Genomic DNA, 4,767 nt, shown 5'->3' on the forward strand with positions numbered 1-4,767 from the left:
TGTGGCCGCGACAGTGCTGGTCGCGCGTAGACAGCGGCCCGACGAGGCGACCCGTAGAACAGTGGCGGCCGGGCCCGCCACGAGGCCGGTCCGGCAGGACGTCCTGCTGGTGGCCGCCGGCGTCGGGCTGCTGATCGTCGGAGCTCAGCTCCTGGTCAACGGCGCCACCGACGTGGCCGACGCCCTCGGCGTGAGCGAGCTGATCATCGGGCTGACGGTCGTCGCACTCGGGACGTCGTTGCCGGAACTGGCCACCAGTGTGATCGCCGTGATCCGAGGGGAGCGTGACCTCGCCGTCGGCAACATCGTGGGAAGCAACATCTTCAACATCGGCTCGGTTCTCGGCGTGACCGCCATCGTGGCGCCGGACGGCGTCGAGGTCGCATCGGCAGCCGTCCGGTTCGACATCCCGATCATGATCGCGGCCGCGCTGGTGTTGGTGCCGGTGGCCTTCACCGCCCAGGCGGTGGCGAGATGGGAAGGTGCCTTGCTGGTCGCGCTGTTCGGCGCCTACGTCACGTACCTGTTCTTGGAGGCGACGGACCACGCGGCGGTCGAGGCGTTCAGCGCGGCGATGCTGTGGTTCGTCGTTCCGGTCACCGCGCTCTGGCTGACCGTCCTCGTCGCCTACGAGCTGGGACTGCGACGCGGGCGGCGGGAGAGAAGCGCGGCGGCGGAGGAGTTCGAATCCGCCGGCGAGTAGATCCCTGCGGGTGGATCCGTGGCTCGCCGTTTTCTACACGGCGTTCGTGAGGGCTCCTACACCGCGTGTGTGACGCGCCCGGTGTCCACGTCGTAGATGAAACCGCCGATGGCGACGTCCGCCGGGAGGAACGGCCAGGAACGGATCTTCTGCACGTCGATGCCCAGTGTCTCGTGCTGGTCGGCGATGAGCTGGAAGTCGAGGCTGCGCACGTCGATGCCGGAGGCCACCTCGACGATGTCGATCACTTCTTCTCGGCTGGCGCTGGCCATCTTGCAGTTGGTGTGAGCGACGACCATGATCCTGTCGACCCCGAGAAGATGAGTCGCCAGGGCGAGCGTGCGCAGGACATCCTCTGTGACGCGCGCGCCCGCGTTCCGGATGATCTTCGCGTCGCCGGGGCTCAGGCCGAGCATGTCCAAGGGTTCGATACGAGAGTCCATGCAGGTCACGATCGCCAACCCACGTGCGGCGCGGGGTAATAGCCCGGCCAGCTCGAAATTCTTGGCATATGTGTCATTGGCCGCCAGTACGTCGGCGAAGTCGGTGAGATCGTCGGTCACGGTGTCCTCCTCGCGGATCAGCATCGCACGATCCGTTGTGCGGCGGTGGGGCTGGGCACGATACGAGACGGTTGCGTATCGATATAACGGCGGTACGCGGCGGCGTCGGCGTCGCCGCGGACGACCTCTAAGAGGGCATCGAGGTGGTCGCGGCCTCCACGACCGGGCGGAATCGTCGGGGCCGGAGGAACAGCGCGGCGCCCACAGCGGCCAGCGCCGCGCATACCGTGGCACCGGTGAACGTCGCCTGGAGCTGCGCGACGACCGCCTCCCTGACCGCGTCGTCGTAGGGCTGGCAATCGGTCGGAGTCTCCGGGCAGGTGGTCGCGGGCGAGTCGATATCGGCCTGAGCGCTGTACAGGCGGCGGAGCCCGATGGCCGTCAGAGCGGACAGGCCGGCGAGCATGCCGACCATCCGGGCGACGACGAGCAAGGCACTCGCCACGCCATGCGTGGACCGGGGAGTGGCGGCGAGCAGCGCCGCATTCACCGGGGCTATCGCCAGCCCGAACCCGAGACCCGCGGCCGCCAGGACAGCATCGTCGACGATGCCGTCGAGCGAGCCCACGCCCCATCTGGACATGATCGCCAAGCCGACGGTCGCGACGGTCATACCGGCCGCGGCCACGACGGCCGGGGGCACGTGGCGGATGACCCAGCCGCCCAGCACCGCTCCGAGCGGCAGCGCGACCAGGAACCGCAACAGGACGAGCGCGGCATCGAGCTGGTCGGCGCCGCTCACCACGGTCCGGGCGAGGACCGGCACATCCACCACCACGGCCACCAGGGCGGCGCCCACGAACAAGCTGACCAGCAGGGCGCCCCAGGCCGGCCGGGGGCGCACCGATTCGACCGGTACCAGTGGATCCCGGGCCCTACGCTGCCGCCAGGCGAATGCCAGAAGAGCGAGGGTCGACCCCAGCAGGAGCCACGGCCCGGAAGGCGCGATGAACTCCTCGGCGGGATCGGCGACGGCGAATGCGAGGACGATACCTCCGAGCGACGCGCCGAGGAACACCGCGCCGGGCAGGTCGGACGCCTTCAGAACGGACGGCGTCCGGCGCAGGTCGATCAGCGGGCGCCGCGCGGTCAGCTCGCGGACGATGAAACCGGCAGAGAGGACGATCCCAGCCAGGGCCAGCGGGTTCGTCCAGCCCTGTTCCTCGACGACAGGAACCAGGAGCTCGCCCCAGGCCACGCTCTGCTCGAGAGAGCTCGGACGGACCACGGCCAGGCCTCCGGCGATCACCGCGCCCACGGCGAGCAACCCTCCGGCGACGTCGGGCCATCCGGTCGACGTCGTGGCAGCCCCATCAGCGGCGGCTGAGCGGCGGCGGAGAAGTGTCCCGGCCACCAGCACCGCACCGACGCCGAAGTTGATCCAGAAGATGGCTCGCCAGTCCGCCACGGCCAGTACGGCGGCGCCGAACAGTGGGCCCAGGACTGAGCCGAGCTCTTGCACGGCGCCGACCAGACCGAGTGGCATGCCCCGCCGCTCGGGAGGCCAGAGATCGGCGACTAGCGCCAGCGTCACGGGCACCAGGGCGCCGCCGCCGGCACCCTGCAGGAAGCGCCCGAGGACAGCGTCGCCCAAGCCGTCGGCCGCGGCGGTCAGCAGTGATCCGGCCCCGAAGACCAGCAGCGCGCCTTGCAGGACCGGAAACCTGCCCACCACGTCGGAGATGCGACCGACCAATGGCAGCACGACGACGTAGCCCAGCAGGAACATGGAGACCAGCGGTGCCGCCCGCTGTAGCTGGTCGGCGTCGAGACCGACGCCGACCATCATGTCCGGCAGAGCCAGGACGATGACGTAGGTATCCGCCGCGGCGAGGAGCACACCGATCGCACAGAGGATCAGCACGCTGCGACCGGCTCGGTGCTGACGTGTGCTCACTGACCGCCCGACCTCCCTGGCAGCCTCGTCAGGCGGAGACTCGTCCGGCCCACGGCTCACTCGTCGCTCCCTGCCGACGTCCGTCGCGAACCGTGCACATTCCGTGTCCGCGGTCGCCGCTCAGCCAGTCGGTGCACTGATCTCTGCGGGGTCGTCGTAGTCGTCGAGGCTGACGACGTACGTCTGCTCGCCGCCTTCGTAGAAGGGACCGGTCAGCGCGGCCTGACGCAGCTGCCCGGTGTCGGGATCGAGCGACCACGTCGCCTGGACGTCGGCATCAGGGTCGGAGATCGCCAGGATCGCGTCGACCAGTTCGCCGGGGATGACTGACTCGATCTGGTCGTACACCTCGCCGTCGACGCGTACCTGGTCGGCGGAGGTGACCTCGGCACCCGACCGCAGCAGGAGAGAGACGCCCTCGTCGGGGTCGATGAGCTTGCCGGGGTCACCGAAGTCGAGACTCTCCGCGTCCATCTCCTCGTAACCATCGGTCATCGGGAGCTGCGCCCAGAGCTGGCCGTCGATCGAGACAACGTCCACCGTGCTGGACAGGGCGCCGGACTTGACCCGCACGCCGCCTTCGAAGGACCCGGGTGGGACCGCGATGCCCTCCGCTCCTACGACGATGGTGCCCGAGTCCGGCAGGTCCTGGCCTTCGACCGTGAAACGGACGCTTTCGGCCTCGGTCAGAAGCTGTCCGGCAGCCTCGAGGGCGGCTTGGGGATCGTCGCCCGCGCCGCCGCTCTCGCCGCTGTCGTCACCGCTGCAGGCCACGAGGGACAGCGTCGCGACGGCTGCCACCGGCAGGAGCTGGCGGAGAGCCCGAACATGGCCTCCAGAGGCTGGACTGGCGATCGTATCCTCCTGCATGGTCATCGAGACCGGTGATCTCTCGGTGCTGGGTAAGCCCACGTTACCCACCTTCCGGCTACGCTTCACTGATACCGCTGTGAGCACGCTGAGAACTAGGACACGCGTGTCTTAACTCTCATCCTCGACGAGCAGAGGCTGCGTCACGGCGGTCTCGTTCTCAGCGAGATGCGGACCGACGGCGGCGATCGGTTGCGGGGCGGGGGCGCCGGAGCCGTCCCGGCGGCCGACGTCGTCCGGCAGCTCGATCGGAACGCCGCTGGCGGCGGATGCACGTGCCGGTGCCGGCCCGACCCAGGCGAGTAGCAACGTGTCCTCGCCCTTCAAGAACCGGTGGCAGCGGACGCCCCCGGTGGCCCGGCCTTTCGCCGGGTACTCGGAGTACGGGGTCACCTTGACAGTACCGGCCTGTGTGCCAGGCAACGCCGACGACGAACCCGCCACGGTCACCACGGTGGCGTCACGGCCCGGTGGCACCGCACCGAAGAACGTGATGTGCGCCCCGGAGCCGAGCTTGACTCCGGTGACGCCGCCCCCGGACCGTCCCTGAGGACGCACGACGCCGGCCGAGAAATGCAGGAGCTGGGCGTCGGAGGTGACGAAGACCAGATCCTCCTCACCGGTGCGCAGCTGCACCGCCCCGACGACCTGATCGTCGTCCTCGAGCCGGATGACGTCCCACGAATCCTTGTTGGACGGATAGTCCGGAACAACCCGTTTGACCACGCCCTGCC

5 protein-coding genes are annotated in these 4,767 nt (G+C 69.3%); 1 reads left to right on the forward strand and 4 read right to left on the reverse strand.

The window, feature by feature from the left end:
* Positions 1 to 703 (forward strand): sodium:calcium antiporter (locus ELR45_RS38705; protein ID WP_205857036.1); only part of this gene is annotated, 703 nt, incomplete at its 5' end.
* Between the two features lie 56 nt (positions 704 to 759).
* On the opposite strand, the gene ELR45_RS22095 is transcribed toward ELR45_RS38705, so the two are convergent.
* The 4 genes from ELR45_RS22095 to ELR45_RS41360 all read right to left on the reverse strand — a co-directional run.
* A complete protein-coding gene (locus ELR45_RS22095; protein WP_129668259.1) occupies positions 760 to 1,290 on the reverse strand; it encodes a beta-class carbonic anhydrase in 531 nt (176 codons plus the stop codon).
* 103 nt (positions 1,291 to 1,393) lie between these two features.
* Positions 1,394 to 3,163, reverse strand: coding sequence for an MFS transporter (locus ELR45_RS22100; RefSeq protein WP_129668311.1), 1,770 nt, complete (start codon positions 3,161 to 3,163; stop codon positions 1,394 to 1,396).
* 120 nt (positions 3,164 to 3,283) lie between these two features.
* Positions 3,284 to 4,075, reverse strand: coding sequence for an LppX_LprAFG lipoprotein (locus ELR45_RS22105; RefSeq protein ID WP_129668260.1), 792 nt, complete (start codon positions 4,073 to 4,075; stop codon positions 3,284 to 3,286).
* 69 nt (positions 4,076 to 4,144) lie between these two features.
* Positions 4,145 to 4,767 (reverse strand): DNA gyrase C-terminal beta-propeller domain-containing protein (locus ELR45_RS41360; protein ID WP_276320720.1); only part of this gene is annotated, 623 nt, incomplete at its 5' end.

The sequence above is a fragment of the Phytoactinopolyspora endophytica genome (assembly GCF_004138495.1).
GTDB lineage: Bacteria > Actinomycetota > Actinomycetes > Jiangellales > Jiangellaceae > Phytoactinopolyspora > Phytoactinopolyspora endophytica.